The sequence below is a fragment of the Streptomyces sp. NPDC042100 genome (assembly GCF_055582325.1).
In genome coordinates this window covers 709,149-724,149 of sequence record NZ_JBVJDK010000001.1, presented here as the reverse complement: position 1 = coordinate 724,149, position 15,001 = coordinate 709,149, and the positions used below count along the sequence as shown (strand labels likewise).

The window sequence follows — 15,001 nt, the reverse complement described above, 5'->3', positions numbered from 1 at the left end:
GCCCGCCCTCGCGCCCGCCCGCACGACCGCCCGCGCGCCCGTCACACCGCCGCCGACCGGTACTTGCGCACCGACAGCGTGCGGAAGACCACCACGATGAGGACCGAGTAGATCAGCGAGGCCCACACCGGGTTCTGCATCGGCCAGGCGTCGGAGGTGGACAGGCCGGGATTGCCGAAGAGCTTGCGGCAGGCCTGGACGGTGGCGCTGAACGGGTTCCACTCGGCGACCGGCTGGAGCCAGCCGGGCAGCTTGCTGGAGTCCACGAACGCGTTGGAGATGAAGGTGACCGGGAAGAGCCAGATCAGTCCGCCGGAGGTCGCCGCCTCGGGGGTGCGCACGGACAGCCCGATCAGCGCGCCGATCCAGGTGAAGGCGTAGCCGAGCAGGAGCAGCAGGCCGAAGCCGGCCATGACCTTCGCGAAGTTGGTCGGCGCGTCCGAGCCGGGGCGCCAGCCGACGAGCAGGGCGACGAGCGCGAGGACGGTGAGGGTCAGGGCCGTCTGCACCAGGTCGGCGAGGGTCCGCCCGGTGAGCACGGCGCCCCGGGCCATCGGCAGGGAGCGGAAGCGGTCGATGAGGCCCTTGTGCATGTCGTCGGCGATGCCCGCGCCCGCGCCGGCCGTGGCGAAGGTGACCGTCTGGGCGAAGATGCCGGCCATCAGGAAGTTCTTGTAGACGTCCGGGTCGGTGGTGTTCCCGATCTGCATCGAGCCGCCGAAGACGTACGTGAAGAGGATCACGAACATCACGGGCTGGATCAGCCCGAAGATGATCATCTCGGGGATGCGCATCATCCGGATCAGATTGCGCTTGGTGACGACCAGCGAGTCGTGGATCGACTGGGCGACGGCGCCGCGCGGCTTGGAGCGGGGGCGGGGCGCGGTGTCGGTGAGGGTGGTCACGAGGCCGCCTCCGTCACCTTGGCGCGCTCACGGCCGGCACCGCCACCGCCGCCTCCGGAGCCGCCGAGGTCGTCGGGGTCGTCGGGGTCGTCTTCGGTCCCCTCCGCGGTGTGGCCGGTGAGGGAGAGGAAGACGTCGTCGAGGGTGGGGCGGCGCAGTCCGATGTCGTCGATCTCGACGCCGACGGCGTCCAGCTCGCGGATGACCTCGGCGAGCAGCTTGGCGCCGCCGGAGACCGGGACGGTGAGCCGGCGGGTGTGGTCCTCCACGGAGACCTCGCCCCGGCCGATGCCCGCCACCCCGTGGCGGGCGAGGACCTCGCGGGCCGGCGGGATCATCGCGCGGGTGTGCACGACGACTTCGACGCGCTCGCCGCCGGTCTGGGCCTTGAGCTGGTCGGAGGTGCCGCGGGCGATGACCTTGCCGTGGTCGACGACGCAGATGTCGTGGGCGAGGTGGTCGGCCTCCTCCAGATACTGCGTGGTGAGCAGGAGGGTGGTGCCGCCCGCGACGAGCTCCTGGATGACCTCCCACAGGGCCTGCCGGTTGCGCGGGTCCAGGCCGGTGGTGGGCTCGTCCATGAACATGACGGGCGGCGAGACGACCAGGGCGGCGGCCAGGTCGAGGCGCCTGCGCATGCCGCCGGAGTACGTCTTGGCGGGGCGGTCGGCGGCGTCGGCGAGGTGGAAGCGGTCGAGCAGCTCGCCGGCCCGCTTCTTCGCCGCCTTGCCGCTCATCTGGTACAGCTGGCCGACCATCTGGAGGTTCTCCCGGCCCGTCAGATACTCGTCCACGGCGGCGAACTGGCCGGACAGGCCTATGGAGCGCCGCACCTCGTTGGGATGCTTGAGCACGTCGATCCCGGCGACGACGGCCCTGCCGCTGTCGGGCTGGAGCAGGGTGGTGAGCACGCGGACGGCGGTGGTCTTGCCCGCGCCGTTCGGTCCGAGGAGGCCCAGGACGGTGCCCTCGGGCACGTCCAGGTCCACCCCGTCGAGAGCTCGTACGTCGCCGAAGGTCTTCACCAGACCCTCGGCGTGGATCGCGCCGTGCATGTGGGTTCTCCCAGCGAGTTTGGCGGGATTCTCTTGTCACTTCTGGCCGGATTCAAGCGCTTCCGTCCAAGTCTAGGGACGGCGGGCGGGCCGCGCCCAGTGAATATGTGACGCGGACCACTCGACCTCGGACCACAAGCTAACGCGATACATCGCGACACACAAGCCCTGTGGACAACCGGACACCCGGGCCCCCGGACACCCGGACACCCGGACACCCGGGCCCCCGCCTCAGCCCAGCACCGTGTACCCCGCGTCCCGCAGCGCCTCCGCCACCTCCGCGCAGTGCTCCGGGCCCTTGGTCTCCAGGTGCAGCTCGACCTCCACCTCCGTCAGCCCCAGCCTCGGGTCGGTCCGCACGTGGCCCACGTCGAGCACGTTGGCGTCCACCACCGTCAGCACCGCGAGCAGCGTCGCGAGCGCGCCCGGCCGGTCGGTCACCTTCACCCGCAGGCTCAGATAACGGCCCCCGGCGACCATGCCGTGCCGCAGCACCCGCTGCATCAGGAGCGGGTCCACGTTCCCGCCCGACAGCACCGCCACCACCGGCCCCCGCCCGAAGGACCGCGGCTCGGCCAGCAGCGCCGCCACCGGGCTCGCCCCGGCCGGCTCCACCACCAGCTTCGCCCGCTCCAGGCACAGCAGCAGCGCCGCCGCGAGCTGGTCCTCCGTCACCGTGCGGACCTCGTCCACGAACTCCCGGACCAGCTCGAACGGCACGTCCCCGGGCCGCCCCACCCGGATCCCGTCCGCCATCGTGGCCGGCGACTCCACCGCCACCGGGTGCCCCGCCGCCAGCGACGGCGGATAGGCCGCCGCCCCCTCCGCCTGCACGCCGATCACCCGCACGTCGGGCCGCAGCGACTTCACCGCGAGCCCGATCCCGGCCACCAGCCCGCCGCCGCCGACCCCCACCAGGATCGTCCGCACCTCCGGGCACTGCTCCAGGATCTCCAGGCCGACCGTGCCCTGGCCCGCGATGACGTCCGGGTGGTCGAAGGGGTGGATGAACACCGCGCCGGTCCGCGCCGCGTACTCCTCCGCCGCCGCCAGCGTCTCGTCCACGACGTGCCCGTGCAGCCGCACGTCCGCCCCGTACTCCCGGGTCGCCGCCACCTTCGGCAGCGGGGCGCCGACCGGCATGAAGACCGTGGAGTGCACGCCGAGCAGCGAGGAGGCCAGCGCCACGCCCTGCGCGTGGTTGCCCGCCGACGCGGCGACCACCCCGGCCGCCCGCTGCTCGGGCCGCAGCCCCGCGATCCGCACGTACGCGCCGCGCAGTTTGAAGGAACCGGTCCGCTGGAGGTTCTCGCACTTCAGGTGGACCGGCGCCCCGACCAGCGAGGAGAGGTGGCGGCTGGACTCCAGCGCGGTGGTCCGGGCCACCCCGGCGAGCATCTTCTGCGCCCCGCGCACATCGTCGAGGATCAGGCGCTGAAAGGGGTCTGGCGTACGGAAGGTCATTTACATCGAGTTTCGCAGTTCACACGCCCTCCGGCCGCCCGGCGAGCCCTTGCCCCGCCCGGCCGGGATCCCGTTCCCGACCGGATCGCGCAGCGCCGGTACGGACCCGCGCGGGTCCGCGTACTCTGTCCCCCACCAACCGACCACCGCACGAGAGAGCCCCCACAGCCATGCCCACATCTCAGGACATGACGACAGAGCTTGACCCCGGCCTCCTCGATGCCCTCCAGCACCAGGTGGCCGTCTTCGCCAGACGGGCCGAGCAGACCCGGCTCGGCGGCACCGGGCAGCTCCGCAACTCGATGGACCGGGCCGCGTACCTGCTGCTCAACCGGCTCGACCAGGAAGGGCCCATGGGCGTCAAGGCGCTCGCCGCCGGCATGGGCATCGACTCCTCCACCGTCACCCGCCAGGTCGCCCCGCTCGTGGACACCGGCCTGGTCAAGCGCACCTCGCACCCCGAGGACGGGCGCGCCGTCGTGCTCCAGCTCTCCCCGCGCGGGCAGGCCCGCCTGGAGGAGGTGCGGCTCTCCCGCCGGCAGCTCATGGCGGAGGTCACCGAGGGCTGGACACCCGAGGAGCGCGAATCCTTCACCACCCTGCTCACGCGCTTCAACTCGGCCCTCTCCGCACGCCAGTCGGGGCTGCCCGTCGTCCAGGAGCCCGCCGCCCCTGCGGAGTCCGCGCCGGAGTCTTGACCCCGGGCGCGCGCTGGCCTCATATGAGGAGGTGCGCGAGCGGAGATCCAGCCCGGCCGACCGGAGCGGGCAGAGCGGTGAACACGCCTACCGCACCCGGGAGTTCGACGCGTTCGTCGCCGGGGCGGCGGGCCGGCTGCTGCAGACCGCGACCCTGCTCACCACCGAGCCCGCGCACCGCAACCCGCGCGCCCAGGCGCTGCTCACCGCCGCCCTCGCCCACACGTACGTCCAGTGGGGCAGGCTGCGCGGCGAGGATCCGTACGAGGTCACCCGCGCCGATCTGGCCACCCGCTTCGCCCGCACCGCCTGGCGGTACCACCGGGGCCTCGGCGGGGTGCTCTCCGCGCTCACCCCGCAGGAGCGCCTGATCGTCGTGCTCCGGCTGTACGAGGGGGTGGCCGAGGAGCAGACCGCGGCGCTGCTCGGGCTGCCGGAGGAGCGGGTGCGGGCGGTCTGCGCCCGGTCCGTCACCGCGCTGCGGGCCGCCTCGTGAACCGGCACGAGCACAAGGAGGACGAGGTCCGCCGGATGCTGGAGAGCGGGCACCCGCGCGTGCCGCGCGACCTCGCCGCGCGGGCCGCGGCCCGGGGGGTGCGGCTGCTGCACCGGGACCGGGCGCTGCGGCGGGCCGGGTGGGCGCTGCTCGCCCTCGCGGTCGCGGCCTTCGTCGTCTGGGCCTCGGTGGTGCGGCCCTGGGAGGCCCCGCCGGCCGGGACGACGCCGCCGCTCGAAGGCTGGTGAGGGCCCCGGACCGGACGGCCGGGGCCCCTTCCCCCGGCCCGTCCTAGCCGAGCGCCTCGCGCAGGTCGGCGAGCAGGTCGTCGGCGTTCTCGATGCCGACGGACAGGCGGACCAGGTCCGCCGGGACCTCCAGGGCGGAGCCCGCGACGCTGGCGTGGGTCATCCGGCCCGGGTGCTCGATCAGCGACTCGACGCCGCCGAGGGACTCGCCCAGGGTGAACAGCTTGGCGCGGTCGCAGACCTCGACCGCCGCCTCCTCGCCGCCCTCGACGCGGAAGGAGATCATGCCGCCGAAGTTGCGCATCTGCTTGGCGGCGACCTCGTGGCCCGGGTGCTCGGGCAGGCCCGGGTAGAGGACCTGGGTGACCTTCGGGTGCTGGGTCAGCATCTCGACGATCTTGCCGGCGTTCTCGGCGTGCCGGTCCATGCGGACGGCGAGCGTCTTGATGCCGCGCAGCACGATCCAGGAGTCGAAGGGGCCGGCCACGGCGCCCATCGCGTTCTGGTGGTAGGCCAGCTCCTCGCCGAGCTGCTCGTCGGCCGTCACCAGGGCGCCGCCGACGACGTCGGAGTGGCCGCCCATGTACTTGGTGAGGGAGTGCACGACGACGTCCGCGCCGAGCGCCAGCGGCTGCTGGAGGTAGGGCGAGGCGAAGGTGTTGTCGACGACCAGCTTCACGCCGGCCTGCCGGGCGACGCCGGCGACGGCCTCGATGTCGGTGATGCCGAGCAGCGGGTTCGACGGGGTCTCGACCCAGATCAGCTTCGTACGCTCGTTGAGCGCGCCGCGCACGGACTCGATGTCCGAGGTGTTCGCGACGGAGAAGTCCACGCCCCAGCGCTCGACGACCTTGGCGAAGAGGCGGAAGGTGCCGCCGTACGCGTCGTTGGGGATGACCACGTGGTCGCCGGGAACGAGGAGGGTGCGCAGCAGGCAGTCCTCCGCGGCGAGGCCGGAGGCGAAGGCGAGGCCGCGCCGGCCGCCCTCCAGCGCCGCCAGGTTCTCCTCCAGGGCGGTCCGGGTCGGGTTGGCGCTGCGGCTGTACTCGTAGCCGCCGCGGAGCCCGCCCACGCCGTCCTGCTTGTAGGTGGACACCTGGTAGATGGGCGGGACGACCGCGCCGGTCAGCGGGTCGGCGGTGTTGCCCGCGTGGATGGCGCGGGTCTCGAAGTTCTGGTGGGAGTGCTGGTCGCTCATGGTCAGGAGCGTAGTGCCGGGAGGCGCCCGCCGCCGCCGTATGTCCCAGCGGGCGTCCTGGACAATGGACGCATGGAGATTCTGTGGTTCCTGATCGCGCTCGGGCTGCTCTTCGGCGTCCTGGGCCCCTACGTGCTGCGGCGGCGCCGCGGCGGCATCCGGCAGGTGGCGCCCGGCGCCCCCGATGCGGCGGACCCGGAGGCGTACGGCTTCCTCCGGCAGGAACAGCAGGACGTACGGCTCCCCGGCCCCGACCGCGACCTGCTCGACGTGCTGGACGTCGTGCAGGCGACCCAGGACTGGCGGGCCGCCTCCCAGCTCCTGAAGGGCACCGCGAAGGAGGGCGAGCTGCGCTGGCAGCGGGTCCAGGCCTTCGCGGGCGCCGCGTCCCTGGAGCTGGCCGAGCGGCCGGGTGTCGGCGGGGCGTGGCTGCGGTCCTGGCGGGCCGACGACCCGAAGGACCCGGGCTGCGCGCAGGTGTACGCGGAGTTCCTGGTGCAGCAGGCGTGGCGGTCCTCGGCGGCGGGCACGGACGACTTCCGGATCATCCTGGAGGAGGCGCGGGCCGCGTGCGGCCAGGCCGCGCTGGCGGCGCCGGGCGACCCCGTCCCGTACCTCTCGGAGCTGGCGGTCGCGCGCGGGCTCGGCGACACCCACGAGCAGTTCGACCAGCTGTGGGCGAAGGTGATCGACCGGGCGCCGCAGCACATGGGGGCGCATCTGGCGGCGCTGCACTACTGGTGCGAGAAGTGGCACGGCTCGCGGGAGGAGGCGGACCACTTCGCGACCGCGGCGGCGGCCCGCGCCCCGCGCGGCTCGCTGCTGGCGGCGCTGCCGCTGTTCGCGGTCTTCGAGCACCAGCCGGACCTGGTGATCGTGCAGGACTACTACCGCACGGCGGTGGTGTCGAAGGCGATGGAGGGCGCGCTGTACGCGGCGCACTCGGCCCGCGAGGACGACCCGATGCTGGCGCACGTCCGGCACCTGCTGGTGCACTTCCTGATCCGCGCGGAGCGCTGGGAGGAGGCCATGCGGCTGCTGGTGCGGGTGGACGGCTACGTGGGCGCGCTGCCGTGGACGCTGAGCGGGGACCCGGCGCTGGAGTACACGGTGTACCGGAACCTGGCGGTGGCGGGCTACGAGTCGAACGGCGGCAGCCCGGCGACGCTGGCGCGCTGACCCGGCCTCGTACGAGGCGAGGGCCCCCGGCGGGAATCCGCCGGGGGCCCTCGTTGTTGTGAGGGGAGCCCCACGACCGTCGAGGAGAGATGCCCGATGTTCCTGTCCCGCACCCCCGTCCTCCCCACCGCCGACCAGGCCCTGCGCGGGCGCCCGGAGCCCGAGTTCGCGGTCCCGGAGCGGCACACCGTCCTCGGCACCCCGCTCCTCGGCCCCTATCCGGAGGGCCTGGAGGTCGCGGACTTCGGCCTGGGCTGCTTCTGGGGCGCCGAGCGCAAGTTCTGGCAGACCGAGGGCGTGTACACGACCCTCGTCGGCTACCAGGGCGGCCCGACGCCGAACCCGGTGTACGAGGAGGTCTGCTCGGGCCTCACCGGCCACACCGAGGTCGTCCGGGTCGTCTTCGACCCGTCGAAGGTCTCGTACGAGCGGCTCCTGAAGCTGTTCTGGGAGTCGCACAACCCGACCCAGGGCTTCCGCCAGGGCAACGACGTGGGCACCCAGTACCGCTCGGCCGTCTACACCCACTCCCCCGAGCAGGCCGCCTCGGCCGAGACCTCGCGCGAGGCCTACCAGAAGGTCCTGACCGGCTCGGGCTACGGCACGATCACCACGGAGCTCCTCCCGGCGGACGGCAACCCCTTCTACCCGGCGGAGGGCTACCACCAGCAGTACCTGGACAAGAACCCGGCGGGCTACTGCGGCATCGGCGGCACGGGCGTGTCGTGCCCGATCGGGGTGGCGGCGGCGGAGTGACGTCCTCCTAGGCGGTGTCGGCGCGGGCCGCGAGCAGCAGGTAGAGGCCAGCGCCGGCGCCGAGCGTCCAGCCCGCCGCCCACAGCGGCTGCACGCCCAGCCCGTACCCGGCCGCGAAGGTGAGGCCGCCGCACTGGACCGCCAGGGCGGCGGCCCGGTCGCGCGGCCCGCCGCCCGCCCACAGGCGGCGCAGCGGCCCCTCGCGCCGCCAGCAGATCCAGGTGACCAGGGCCGTCGTGACGGCGAGCACCGCGAGCAGCGGCGCGGGCATCGGCGGGGAGCCTGTGAACAGGCCCCCGTTCCCGCCATCGCGCTCACTCCCCCTCTTCAGGGGATCGTAGACGGCGCGGGATCAGGCCGAGGCGGCGGAGCGCAGGTACGACGCCGTCGTCGCCGCCGCGTAGCCCTCGGGGAGGCCGTCGATCAGGAGGACGTCGCCGGTCATGTGGCGGGTGCGGAGCGGTATCAGAGCCTGGTAGGGCTCGGAGTCGTACCAGCCCCGGGCGTCGGCCAGGCTCGGGAAGGCGATGATCACGACGGCGCCGGGCCACTCGCCCTCGCGGACCTCGCGCTCGGGGGCGCCGTGGACCAGGAAGCGTCCGCCGAAGGGGTCCAGGGTGTCCTGGATGCGCTCCATGTAGTCGAAGACCTCCTCGTCGAGGACGGGCTTCGGGCGCAGGTTGCCGATCGCGTAGGCGGGGGCGGGGGTCTTCGGGGGCTGGTGCCGCTGCGTCGTCGTCATGGGGACAGCGTGCCCGGGCACGGCCTCCGGGGTCGATGACCCGGAAGGTCATGCCCAGGCGGGGGCCGGGAGCCGGGGTCCCGGCCCCCGGCTCCCGGCCGGCGCGTCAGATCGTCGACGCGTCGATCACGAAGCGGTAGCGCACGTCGGAGGCGATGACCCGCTCGTACGCCTCGTTGATCCGGTCCGCGGAGATCACCTCGATCTCGGAGCCCAGGCCGTGGGCGGCGCAGAAGTCGAGCATCTCCTGGGTCTCGGCGATGCCGCCGATCATCGAGCCCGCCAGCGTCTTGCGCCCGCCGATCAGCGAGAACAGGCTGACCTTCACCGGCTCCTCGGGCGCACCCACGTTGACCAGGGCGCCGTCGGTCTTGACCAGGCTCAGGTAGGCGTCGAAGTCGAGCGGCGCGGAGACCGTGGAGATGACCAGGTCGAAGCTGCCGGCCAGGGTCTCGAAGGTCGCCGGGTCGCTGGTGGCGTAGTAGTGGTCGGCGCCCAGCCGGCGGGCGTCCTCCTGCTTCTTCAGGGACTGGCTGAGCACCGTCACCTCGGCGCCGAGCGCGTGTGCGATCTTGACACCCATGTGCCCGAGGCCGCCGAGGCCGACGATGGCGACCTTCTTGCCGGGGCCCGCCTGCCAGTGGGCGAGCGGCGAGTAGAGGGTGATGCCGGCGCACAGCAGCGGCGCGGCGGCGTCGAGGGAGATGCCCTCGGGGATGCGCAGGGCGTAGTTCTCGTCGACGACGATGTGGGTCGAGTAGCCGCCGTAGGTGGGCTCGCCGTGCTGGTCGAGGGCGTTGTACGTGCTGGTGCCGCCGTTGGCGCAGTACTGCTCCAGGCCGCGCTCGCAGTACTCGCAGGTGCGGCAGGAGTCGACGAAGCAGCCGACGCCGACGCGGTCGCCGACCGCGTGCCGGGTGACGCCGGAGCCGACCTCGGTGACGATGCCGGCTATCTCGTGGCCGGGCACCATGGGGAAGATGCCCTCGCCCCAGCCGTCGCGGGCCTGGTGGATGTCGGAGTGGCAGATGCCGGCGTACTTGATCTCGATGAGGACGTCGTGTGCGCCGACGGCCCGGCGCGGCACGGTGGTGCGCTCCAGCGGGGCGTTGGCTGCGGGTGCCGCGTAAGCGGAGACGGTCGTGGTCATGGCGGCAAGCCTGCCGGATCCGGGCGCCGTTACCCAGACCACTGCCCGGCCTATGTCCGGTGTGCCTACCACTGGCAGGGTCAGGTTCGTCCGCGCGTCCGCGGCCCCGGGCGGGAATACTGGGGAGACATGGACCTCAGTGCGGAACTCAGCGAATTCCTGCGCTCCCGCCGGGCGCGCCTGAAGCCGCAGGACGTGGGGCTGCCCGAGTTCGGGCGGCACCGGCGGGTGCCGGGGCTGCGCCGGGAGGAGCTGGCGCAGCTCGCCGGGGTGTCGGTGGCGTACTACACCCGGCTCGAACAGGGCAACGGGCGCAATGTGTCCATGGAGGTGCTGGACTCGATCGCGCGGGCGCTGCGGCTGAGCGACACGGAGCGGGCGCATCTGACGCACCTGGCGAAGCCGACGGTGAAGAAGCGGCAGAAGGCGGCCGTCGCGCGTCCGCAGAAGGTGCGGGCGGGGCTGCGGCAGCTCCTGGACTCGATGGAGGGCGTGCCCGCCTTCGTGCTGGGGCGGCGCGGCGACATCCTGGCCTGGAACCGCATGGCGCGGGCCCTGATGGGCGATTTCGCGGCCTGGGAGCCGCGCGAGCGGAACATGGCCCGGCTGGTCTTCCTGGACCCCAACGCGCGCGACCTGTACGTCGACTGGGAGTGCAAGGCGATCGAGGTGGTGAGCGTGCTCCGGCTGTACGCGGGGCTGCACCCGGACGATCAGGAGCTGCTGGCGCTGGTGGGCGAACTCTCGGTCCGGAGCGAGGAGTTCCGCTCGCTGTGGGCGGCGCACACGGTGACCGACAAGGGGCACGGGACGAAGCGGGTGCGGCATCCGCTGGTGGGCGAGATGACCCTGTCGTACGAGTCGCTGAAGGTGTCCGGGGACGACCCGGACCTGATGCTGGTGACGTATCACGCGGAGCCGGGCTCGCCCTCGGCGGACGCGCTGCGGCTGCTGGCGCAGTGGGGCGTGGACGAGCACGACGAGGCCGCGGACGTGCGGAAGTAGCGGCGGGCTCAAGGAGAGCGGCCCCCTCGGACCGGAGTCCGAGGGGGCCGCTTCCTCACGCGTGCGGGCGGATCAGACGGCGGAGCCGGCCTTCCACGCGGACCAGTTCATGTTCCAGCCGTTGAGGCCGTTGTCGGGCGCGATCGTCTTGTCCTTGGAGTTCTTGACGATGACGACGTCGCCGATGATCGACTTGTCGTAGAACCAGGCGGCCTGCTGGTTCGGGTCGCCGGCGCCCTTGACGTCGGCGAGGCCCACGCAGCCGTGGCTGGTGTTCACGGAGCCGAAGATCGAGCGGGAGCCCCAGTAGTTGCCGTGGATGAAGGTCCCCGACGTGGACAGGCGCATGGCGTGCGGCACGTCCTTGATGTCGTACTCGCCCTTGCCGTCGGAGTCGGTGAAGCCGACGGTGGCGCCGTTCATCCGGGTCTCCTTGAACTTCTCGGAGATCACCATCTGCCCGTTGTAGGTGGTGTTCTCCGGGGAGCCGGCGGAGATCGGGATGGTCTTGATCGTCTTGCCGTCCTGCTTCACGGTCATCGTCTTGGTGGCGACGTCGACGGTGGAGACCTGGTTGCGGCCGATCTTGAAGGTGACCGTCTTCTGCTGGACGCCGAAGACGCCCTTCGCGCCCTCGACGCCGTCGAGGTCGAGCTTCAGGGTGACGGTGGAGTTCTCGGTCCAGTACTTCTCGGGGCGGAAGTCGAGCCGCTGCGAGTTGAACCAGTGGCCGACGACCTCCTCGCCGGAGCTGGAGGAGACCTTGATGCCGCCCTGGACGGCCTTCTTGTCGGTGATCGCCTTGTTGAAGGTGACCGAGACCGGCATACCGACGCCGACGGTCGAGCCGTCCTCCGGCGTGAAGTTGCCGATGAAGCTGTTGGCCTGGGAGACCGTGGTGAAGGACGCGTTCTCGTGCGCCTCCAGACCGGCGGTGTCCTGGGCGGTCGCCGCGATCTTGTAGACGGTGGCGCGCTTGAGCTGCCCGGTCGGCTCCCAGCTGAGGCCGTCGGCCGATATACGGCCCTCGACGGCGGCGCCCTCGGCGGTGGTCATCTTGACGTCGGTCAGCTTGCCGTCGGTGACGGTGACCTTGGCGTCGTTGTTGATCGACGCGTTCTGGGAGCCGTTCTTCGGCGCGATGGTGATCTGCGCCTTGGAGGTCTTCTGCGCGGCTGCCTCGTCGACCTGGGCCTGCGACTGGGCGCTCTGGGAGGCGTCGGAGGCGCTGCCCTTGTCGCCGTCGTTGCACGCCGTCAGCACCAGCACGCCGCCGAGTACCGCGGCCGCCGCGGCCAGGCTCTTACGACGCTTGCCGTCCGTCATCACACGCTTCTCCATCGCCGCCGATTCCTGACTTCCTACTGAAACACCCATGTCTGCCCTCCGGTTCCGCTACCGGTGGGTTTGTGGGGAAGACCACTACGGGCACCACTGTCCGACACGCACCGGCGGAGGATCCGGTTCCCTGCCCCGGCGCGGATACGCCGCGGGGCCCCGGGACGCCGCCGTCCCGGGGCCCCGCGGCGCGGGTCGTCCGGGGTCAGGCGCGGTCCTCGTCGTCTTCCCGCGCACCATCTTCGTCCTCGAGGTCCCACTCCATCGCATCGGGGTCGTATTCGATCTCCTCGCTGCTCCAGGAGGCCTGGACGAGCTCGACGCCGGGGACGGTGCCGACCAGGTCGTAGGGCTCGACGAGGTACGCGAGGGCCTCGGCGCTGTCCTCGGCGACGGCGGCCCGCGCGTGGCTCCGCTCCTCCTCGGGCATGAAGGTGTCGGCGGCGATCCGGCCCTCGGCCGCCTCGGTCAGGGTCTCGGGGGCGTCGATCTCCAGGACCAGGTCGACCCGAAGGCGTACATAGCGTGATGTCTCGGATGTGCTCATGGCCGGAGCGTAGAGCGCCGGACGGCCTCGGCTTTCCCGCGACCCGGTGTGTTCATTAGCATCGCCCCACCGGCCAATTCGCGGTTTCCGCAAGGGGGATCACCACACCGTGTCCGTCGCCCGACGCCCGCTGCTCACCGCCACCGCCGCGGGGACCCTCCTGTGCGCCCTGTGGTTCGTCCCCTCGGCGAACGCCACGGACGAGCGGCCCCTGGGGGACGGGGGCAGAACCACCGGCACCGAGGCGGACCAGGACTCCCGGCTCGCCGAGACCGGCGGCTTCGACACCACCCCGTACCTGCTGGGCGGGACGGCGTTCCTGGGGGTCGGCGCGGGTTTCGTGACGCTGGCGATGCGGCGGGGCGACCGGTCCTCCTGAGCACACGCGACAGCCGCACGGGGCGAGGCTCCGTGCGGCTGTCGTGGCGTGCGTGGCGCGCCTGGCGTACGTACGCGGCGCGCCTTGTGTGCGTACGCGGTGTGGGCTGCGTACGCGTCGCGGGCGGCCTACGCCCTACGCGAGCGGTCCCGTGACCGGCTCGACGGCGGCGACGAGGGCGCCCTCGCGCACGAACGCGTCGGCGGCGGCCAGGTCGGGGGCGAGGAAACGGTCCGGCCCGGGCCCCTGGACCCCGGCCGCGCGCAGCGCCTCGATGGCGGCGCGGGAGGCGGGGGCGGGGGTCAGCCCGTGGCGCAGCTCGATGCCTCGGGTGGCCGCGTACAGCTCGACGGCGATGATCCGGTTGAGGTTGCCGATCGCGGTGCGCAGCTTGCGGGCGGCGGACCAGCCCATGGAGACGTGGTCCTCCTGCATGGCGGAGGAGGGGATGGAGTCGGCGGAGGCCGGGACGGCGAGCCGCTTCATCTCGCTGACCAGCGCGGCCTGGGTGTACTGGGCGATCATCAGGCCCGAGTCGACACCGGCGTCGTCGGCGAGGAAGGGCGGCAGGCCGTGCGAGCGGTTCTTGTCGAGCAGCCGGTCGGTGCGGCGCTCGGCGATGGAGCCGAGGTCGGCGGCGGCGATGGCGAGGAAGTCGAGGACGTACGCGACGGGGGCGCCGTGGAAGTTGCCGTTGGAGCGGACCTCGCCGTTGGCCAGCACGACCGGGTTGTCGACGGCGGCGGCCAGCTCGCGCTCGGCGACCAGGCGGGCGTGCGCCATGGTGTCCCGGCCCGCGCCGGCGACCTGGGGGGCGCAGCGCACGGAGTAGGCGTCCTGGACGCGGGGGGCCTCGCCACTCTGGAAGTGGCCGGTGAGCTCGGAGCCCTTGAGGACGGCGAGCATGTTGGCGGCGGAGGCGGCCTGGCCCGGGTGCGGGCGGATGGCGTGCAGCTCGGGCTCCAGCACCTTCTCGGTGCCGAGCAGGGCCTCCAGGGAGAGGGCCGCGGTGATGTCGGCCGACTTGTAGAGGGTGTCGAGGTCGGCGAGGGCCATGACCAGCATGCCGAGCATGCCGTCGGTGCCGTTGAGGAGGGCCAGGCCCTCCTTCTCGCGCAGCTCGACGGGGGCGATGCCGGCGGCGGCGAGCAGCTCGCCGGCGGGCTTGACGACGCCGTCGGGGCCCTCGGCGTCGCCCTCGCCCATGAGCGCGAGGGCGCAGTGGGAGAGCGGCGCGAGGTCGCCGGAGCAGCCGAGCGAGCCGTACTCGTGGACGACCGGGGTGATGCCCGCGTTGAGCAGGTCGGCCATGGTCTGCGCGACCTCGGGGCGGACGCCGGTGTGGCCGGAGGCGACGGTCTTCAGGCGCAGGAACATCAGCGCGCGGACGACCTCGCGCTCGACGGCCGGGCCCATGCCGGCGGCGTGCGAGCGGACGATGTTGCGCTGGAGCTGGGCGCGCAGCTCGTGGCCGATGTGCCGGGTGGCGAGGGCGCCGAAGCCGGTGGAGACGCCGTAGACCGGCTCGGGCTTCGCGGCGAGCGCGTCCACGGTGGCGCGCGCGGCGGTGAGCGCCTGGACGGCCTCGGATGACAGCTCGACGCGCGCGCCGTGGCGGGCGACGTCGATGACGTCCTGCGGGGTGGTGCCGGACGTCCCAAGGACGACAGTCTGCATATCCATATTCAGCACCCTACGGACTGAAGAGTGACCTGTCACTAGGGGACCGGTCACCGGCTCGACGGCTATCAGCCCCTTACCGGGTGACGTGGGCCCGGCCCGTCCCAGTCTGCCTCGCCGTAGCCCGCCCGGCCCGCCGACAGGTACGGCGACAGGTACGC

Annotated in this window: 17 protein-coding genes; 7 read left to right on the top strand and 10 right to left on the bottom strand. The window is 72.6% G+C overall.

The features are described 5' to 3' along the window. Positions 1–41: 41 nt before the first annotated feature. The 3 genes from ACZ6J5_RS03495 to ilvA all read right to left on the bottom strand — a co-directional run bounded on the left by ACZ6J5_RS03495 (position 42) and on the right by ilvA (position 3,424). The gene (locus ACZ6J5_RS03495) at positions 42–905 is read right to left on the bottom strand and encodes an ABC transporter permease (protein ID WP_469387138.1); all 864 of its coding nucleotides are present in this window, start codon (positions 903–905) and stop codon (positions 42–44) included. After that, positions 902–1,960 (bottom strand): ATP-binding cassette domain-containing protein, encoded by a 1,059-nt coding sequence (locus ACZ6J5_RS03490; protein WP_469387136.1) that lies wholly within the window; start codon positions 1,958–1,960, stop codon positions 902–904. Before ACZ6J5_RS03490 ends, ACZ6J5_RS03495 begins: the two co-directional genes overlap by 4 nt. A gap of 231 nt (positions 1,961–2,191) precedes the next feature. Continuing rightward, positions 2,192–3,424, bottom strand: a complete 1,233-nt coding sequence (gene ilvA / locus ACZ6J5_RS03485) for a threonine ammonia-lyase (protein WP_469387134.1) — start codon at positions 3,422–3,424, stop codon at positions 2,192–2,194. Between the two features lie 170 nt (positions 3,425–3,594). Between ilvA and ACZ6J5_RS03480 the strand changes: the two genes are divergently transcribed. From ACZ6J5_RS03480 to ACZ6J5_RS03470, 3 genes are read left to right on the top strand one after another with little or no spacing between them, the layout of a single operon-like run. Continuing rightward, positions 3,595–4,122: a MarR family winged helix-turn-helix transcriptional regulator gene (locus tag ACZ6J5_RS03480; RefSeq protein ID WP_362472986.1), complete on the top strand. Its 528-nt coding sequence runs from the start codon at positions 3,595–3,597 to the stop codon at positions 4,120–4,122. Between the two features lie 31 nt (positions 4,123–4,153). Further along, positions 4,154–4,618 carry a sigma factor-like helix-turn-helix DNA-binding protein gene (locus ACZ6J5_RS03475; RefSeq protein WP_469387132.1) on the top strand — a complete coding sequence of 155 codons (465 nt, stop codon included), beginning with the start codon at positions 4,154–4,156 and terminating at the stop codon, positions 4,616–4,618. Continuing rightward, positions 4,615–4,866, top strand: coding sequence for a hypothetical protein (locus ACZ6J5_RS03470; RefSeq protein ID WP_469387130.1), 252 nt, complete (start codon positions 4,615–4,617; stop codon positions 4,864–4,866). The genes ACZ6J5_RS03475 and ACZ6J5_RS03470 overlap by 4 nt, the downstream gene beginning before the upstream one ends. 43 nt (positions 4,867–4,909) lie before the next feature. Here the strand turns inward: ACZ6J5_RS03470 and ACZ6J5_RS03465 are convergent, their stop codons facing one another. After that, positions 4,910–6,064 (bottom strand): cystathionine gamma-synthase, encoded by a 1,155-nt coding sequence (locus ACZ6J5_RS03465; protein ID WP_469387128.1) that lies wholly within the window; start codon positions 6,062–6,064, stop codon positions 4,910–4,912. A gap of 72 nt (positions 6,065–6,136) precedes the next feature. Between ACZ6J5_RS03465 and ACZ6J5_RS03460 the strand changes: the two genes are divergently transcribed. Together ACZ6J5_RS03460 and msrA are read left to right on the top strand one after the other, a co-directional pair. Next, complete coding sequence (locus ACZ6J5_RS03460) at positions 6,137–7,243, top strand: hypothetical protein (RefSeq protein ID WP_469387126.1); 1,107 nt, start codon at positions 6,137–6,139, stop codon at positions 7,241–7,243. Positions 7,244–7,339: 96 nt separating this feature from the next. Then, the gene (gene msrA / locus ACZ6J5_RS03455) at positions 7,340–7,999 is read left to right on the top strand and encodes a peptide-methionine (S)-S-oxide reductase MsrA (protein ID WP_469387124.1); all 660 of its coding nucleotides are present in this window, start codon (positions 7,340–7,342) and stop codon (positions 7,997–7,999) included. Positions 8,000–8,006: 7 nt separating this feature from the next. On the opposite strand, the gene ACZ6J5_RS03450 is transcribed toward msrA, so the two are convergent. The 3 genes from ACZ6J5_RS03450 to ACZ6J5_RS03440 all read right to left on the bottom strand — a co-directional run bounded on the left by ACZ6J5_RS03450 (position 8,007) and on the right by ACZ6J5_RS03440 (position 9,891). Next, positions 8,007–8,270 (bottom strand): hypothetical protein, encoded by a 264-nt coding sequence (locus ACZ6J5_RS03450; protein WP_469387122.1) that lies wholly within the window; start codon positions 8,268–8,270, stop codon positions 8,007–8,009. An 81-nt stretch (positions 8,271–8,351) separates the two neighbouring features. Continuing rightward, complete coding sequence (locus ACZ6J5_RS03445; protein WP_469387120.1) at positions 8,352–8,741, bottom strand: DUF1330 domain-containing protein; 390 nt, start codon at positions 8,739–8,741, stop codon at positions 8,352–8,354. Between the two features lie 106 nt (positions 8,742–8,847). After that, positions 8,848–9,891, bottom strand: coding sequence for an NAD(P)-dependent alcohol dehydrogenase (locus tag ACZ6J5_RS03440; RefSeq protein WP_469387118.1), 1,044 nt, complete (start codon positions 9,889–9,891; stop codon positions 8,848–8,850). A gap of 129 nt (positions 9,892–10,020) precedes the next feature. On the opposite strand from ACZ6J5_RS03440, the gene ACZ6J5_RS03435 reads away from it, so the two are divergent. Continuing rightward, positions 10,021–10,896, top strand: coding sequence for a helix-turn-helix domain-containing protein (locus tag ACZ6J5_RS03435; protein WP_469387116.1), 876 nt, complete (start codon positions 10,021–10,023; stop codon positions 10,894–10,896). A gap of 72 nt (positions 10,897–10,968) precedes the next feature. Here the strand turns inward: ACZ6J5_RS03435 and ACZ6J5_RS03430 are convergent, their stop codons facing one another. After that, positions 10,969–12,237, bottom strand: coding sequence for a L,D-transpeptidase (locus ACZ6J5_RS03430; RefSeq protein WP_469387114.1), 1,269 nt, complete (start codon positions 12,235–12,237; stop codon positions 10,969–10,971). A gap of 202 nt (positions 12,238–12,439) precedes the next feature. Further along, on the bottom strand, positions 12,440–12,781 hold the full coding sequence (locus ACZ6J5_RS03425) for a hypothetical protein (protein ID WP_469387112.1): 342 nt from the start codon (positions 12,779–12,781) through the stop codon (positions 12,440–12,442). 109 nt (positions 12,782–12,890) lie between these two features. Between ACZ6J5_RS03425 and ACZ6J5_RS03420 the strand changes: the two genes are divergently transcribed. After that, complete coding sequence (locus ACZ6J5_RS03420; protein WP_469387110.1) at positions 12,891–13,160, top strand: hypothetical protein; 270 nt, start codon at positions 12,891–12,893, stop codon at positions 13,158–13,160. Positions 13,161–13,295: 135 nt separating this feature from the next. On the opposite strand, the gene hutH is transcribed toward ACZ6J5_RS03420, so the two are convergent. Beyond that, complete coding sequence (hutH, locus tag ACZ6J5_RS03415) at positions 13,296–14,837, bottom strand: histidine ammonia-lyase (RefSeq protein ID WP_469387439.1); 1,542 nt, start codon at positions 14,835–14,837, stop codon at positions 13,296–13,298. Between the last annotated feature and the right edge of the window lie 164 nt (positions 14,838–15,001).